The organism is Desulfonatronospira sp. (genome assembly GCA_003563255.1).
GTDB lineage: Bacteria > Desulfobacterota > Desulfovibrionia > Desulfovibrionales > Desulfonatronovibrionaceae > Desulfonatronospira.
The window spans coordinates 1-2,881 of the sequence record PWSL01000232.1 but is presented as its reverse complement, the minus strand read 5'-3'; the positions used below and the strand labels follow the sequence as shown (position 1 = coordinate 2,881).

Genomic DNA, 2,881 nt, shown 5'->3' with positions numbered 1-2,881 from the left:
TAAGAACCCGCAAGGAAAAGGCATCAGCCGCTTGCGCGGCGGGGAGAGCACCTGAGCTTAGTGTCCAAAAATGAAACAGTCCCAGTGCCAAGTGCTGAACCTCCGTCATGGCTCAAATTTTTCTTGTTTTTTATGACAGGGTTTCAGGAGTAAGCCACTAACCCTCGGGAAAGCAAGAATCCTGGCACCCAGGTTCTGGTCAAGACCGTCATGCTTATGCTGCTGGATCATGCCAGGAAGTGTTACCCTGTGGTACAAGCATAGATTTCCCAGCCTGCTGAAGTTTTTTAGCACAACGTTGAGAACAAATAGATCAACGGCTTAGGCTTGCTTTTGCGGTTATTCATGCTGTTTGATATGATCAATATAACAAGCATGTTCAAAAAGAATTCTTGACTGTCCAATGGCCCAGTTATTCTCATTTATTCCCGGGTTTTTCTTGTTTTTCAGCAGGCCTGCCCCCGGCAAGGCGATAGTTGGGAAACACTTTGCAGTACAATTCAATACTCCAGCGCAATGCAGGATTAATTAGTTTCTCCATAGTAACCGGCTTCAATCCGCCAGATTTTATGGCTTTGACCATTGAAACTCCAAGCTTATGCGCCCGCTTTTGCTGATCCTTACTTAAACGGCGCAGAAAGTACAGCCGTTTCCAGTCTTGATCACTTTGCGGCAAATGTTCAAGTTCGGCTCCGGCATAGATATCCCCAATCCAATGACCGTGCAGCATCAATGTGGCATTGTCCTTCAGCCATGGTGTGCCGCCATCGCAAAACTTCCTTAACCGTTCAGGCATGCCTCCAGCACTGACTATGGAGCCCAGTGCCCTAACCTTATCATTTACACGGCTTTCAAGGCCCATGCAGTTGATCACAGGAGATGAGGAGCGGCAGACGCGCCAAACCAGTCGTTCCAAGAAGACAGTCATCAGTCCGGTCACAAACCCGTTATGAACCGGAGATGCGAACAGGACTCCTTCAGACTCGACAATCCGGCTGATGATCTCGTCCATATCGTCCTTAAGGATGCAGGGAGCAATGCCGTCCTCAGTAAAGCTGTAGCATTTCAGGCAGTTGGTGCAGTAATTTATTGTTTTTTCCTGGAGCATGATCATATCCACTTCAGCACCGCTGGATTCAGCTCCCTGCATGAATGACCTCGCAAGTTCCGTCGTAGTCCCCTTAGGGCGATAGGTACTGTTCACCACCAGTATTTTCATTGCGATTTCCTGTTTTTTAAACTTTTTTTCAGGTGCCGGGCAGTCCTGGCTTATATTTTGCAAATACGACAAGTTATCAGAAACCTATGTCTGGCATGTTCAAGCCGGGGAAGAAGCTGAAAGAAGCTGTATTCTGATGCTTTTTCTTGTGGCCTGCTTTCAGGATGGCATTTATGCGCACCCCATTCGACCCGCTTAAGTTCTTACAGTCCCTGCGTCTGCACGTAGAGCTTGATTCCAAGAGGAGAGCATGCCTGGTTCTTTATTCCTGGTATGCACATAAAAAACCTCTCTTATCTATGTCTATCTGCCTGCCCGGTGAAATAGACGTTATGTCTCAGCGCAGTGGATTTCACTGGGTGTGATCTGTGGGCAGCAGTCTTTATATAAAAAAGTGCGGAACAGTTACAGTGCCAGGCGCTGAACCCCCGCCATAGCTCAAAACTATGGTTGCAAAATTCAGTTGGATCCTTAAATTTCAGGGTGTTACATGACCAGGTAGTGCTATTATCTGACATTTTTTTGTAACACATTAATGCTTTCTATTTTTTTTTCAACGCATATAAATATTTGAATACTATTTTTTTCTGGTATTTCTCCATTGCCAATAGTGAGTGCTGGATCCAGATACGCTCCCACTCAGAGCGTGGGAGCGATAAAAGCTTCAGTGTTCTTCCGTGTGTTCCGTGGGCAAAACCTCTTGGCTTTCTTTGAAAATGAAACAACATGTTGTTCCGAAATTTGTGCTAAGCGCCAAAAAATTCTTTTCATGTCCCCAGGCTGGAGCCTGGGAACAAGAAAAGAAAAAATCCTTACTTTCATGTTTGTGTTATTTGGGTAATAGGCAGTCCTACAGGTAACTGCTTGGGGCTAAGGGTCATGACCATTTCCAGCCATTTCCGACTCCTGGTGTTATTTATGGTGGGGAGTGAGTATCGGTTAGACGATTATGGAAAAGTTTTCAACAGGAATATAATTGTGATCTGGACAGGATTGTCAGGGGGTTATCAATATACCTGGCAGAAACAAGCAAATTTTAAGTACCAGATAAAGCCACAGGAGCCCTGTAGAGGCCCTTGAAAATCAAAAAATGGGGTAAGGTATGGGCCAAATACTTTAGGCTACAGAACGTTGAGAGGCATAAAAATGGCCGGAGGATTGGAGCAACATATGCTACATAAAAAGGGAGAAACGATATGAAACTATATGGATGCGCAGATAACCGTGAGGCATTTTTTGGGGACAATGCGGGGACAAATCCTGAATCTACACAAGAAAGGGGTTAAGCCTTTCAGCCTAACCCCTTGAAATCTTTGGTGGAGCTGCGGGGAGTTGAACCCCGGGCCTCCTGAATGCCATTCAGGCGCTCTCCCAACTGAGCTACAGCCCCTTTCTGATTGTTATTCCTATATTCGATTCCTTGCCTTGTCAAGAGCAATATTTTTTCTCTAAGGCGGGCTTTGCCCGCAACCCAATAAAGAAAAGAGTTTTTAGCCCACCCCAGTAAAATGGGAAGAAATTTTACGGGGCAGGCAGATCACCCCCAGTGAAATCCGTCCCAGTGAAACCCCCTTTGGGGAGTCCCATGGGACTGTTTCACGGGATAAACTGCGCTGAGACTTCGTCTATTTCACCGGGCAGGCAGATTGACACAGATAAAAG

Annotated in this window: 2 protein-coding genes and 1 tRNA gene; 1 reads left to right on the top strand and 2 read right to left on the bottom strand. The window is 46.0% G+C overall.

The features are described from left to right. Positions 1-418 precede the first annotated feature (418 nt). The gene (locus QZP87_RS06795) at positions 419-1,219 is read right to left on the bottom strand and encodes a flavodoxin family protein (protein WP_291322163.1); all 801 of its coding nucleotides are present in this window, start codon (positions 1,217-1,219) and stop codon (positions 419-421) included. A gap of 173 nt (positions 1,220-1,392) precedes the next feature. On the opposite strand from QZP87_RS06795, the gene QZP87_RS06790 reads away from it, so the two are divergent. Further along, the gene (locus tag QZP87_RS06790) at positions 1,393-1,584 is read left to right on the top strand and encodes a hypothetical protein (RefSeq protein WP_291322162.1); all 192 of its coding nucleotides are present in this window, start codon (positions 1,393-1,395) and stop codon (positions 1,582-1,584) included. A 949-nt stretch (positions 1,585-2,533) separates the two neighbouring features. Here QZP87_RS06790 and QZP87_RS06785 read toward each other — a convergent pair. Further along, positions 2,534-2,609 (bottom strand) — tRNA-Ala (locus QZP87_RS06785). Between the last annotated feature and the right edge of the window lie 272 nt (positions 2,610-2,881).

Excerpts from the sequence above, each read along its gene's own strand:
- QZP87_RS06795 (WP_291322163.1), bottom strand. The coding sequence starts at position 1,219 with ATGAAAATACTGGTGGTGAACAGTACCTATCGCCCTAAGGGGACTACG.
- QZP87_RS06790 (WP_291322162.1), top strand. The coding sequence starts at position 1,393 with ATGCGCACCCCATTCGACCCGCTTAAGTTCTTACAGTCCCTGCGTCTG.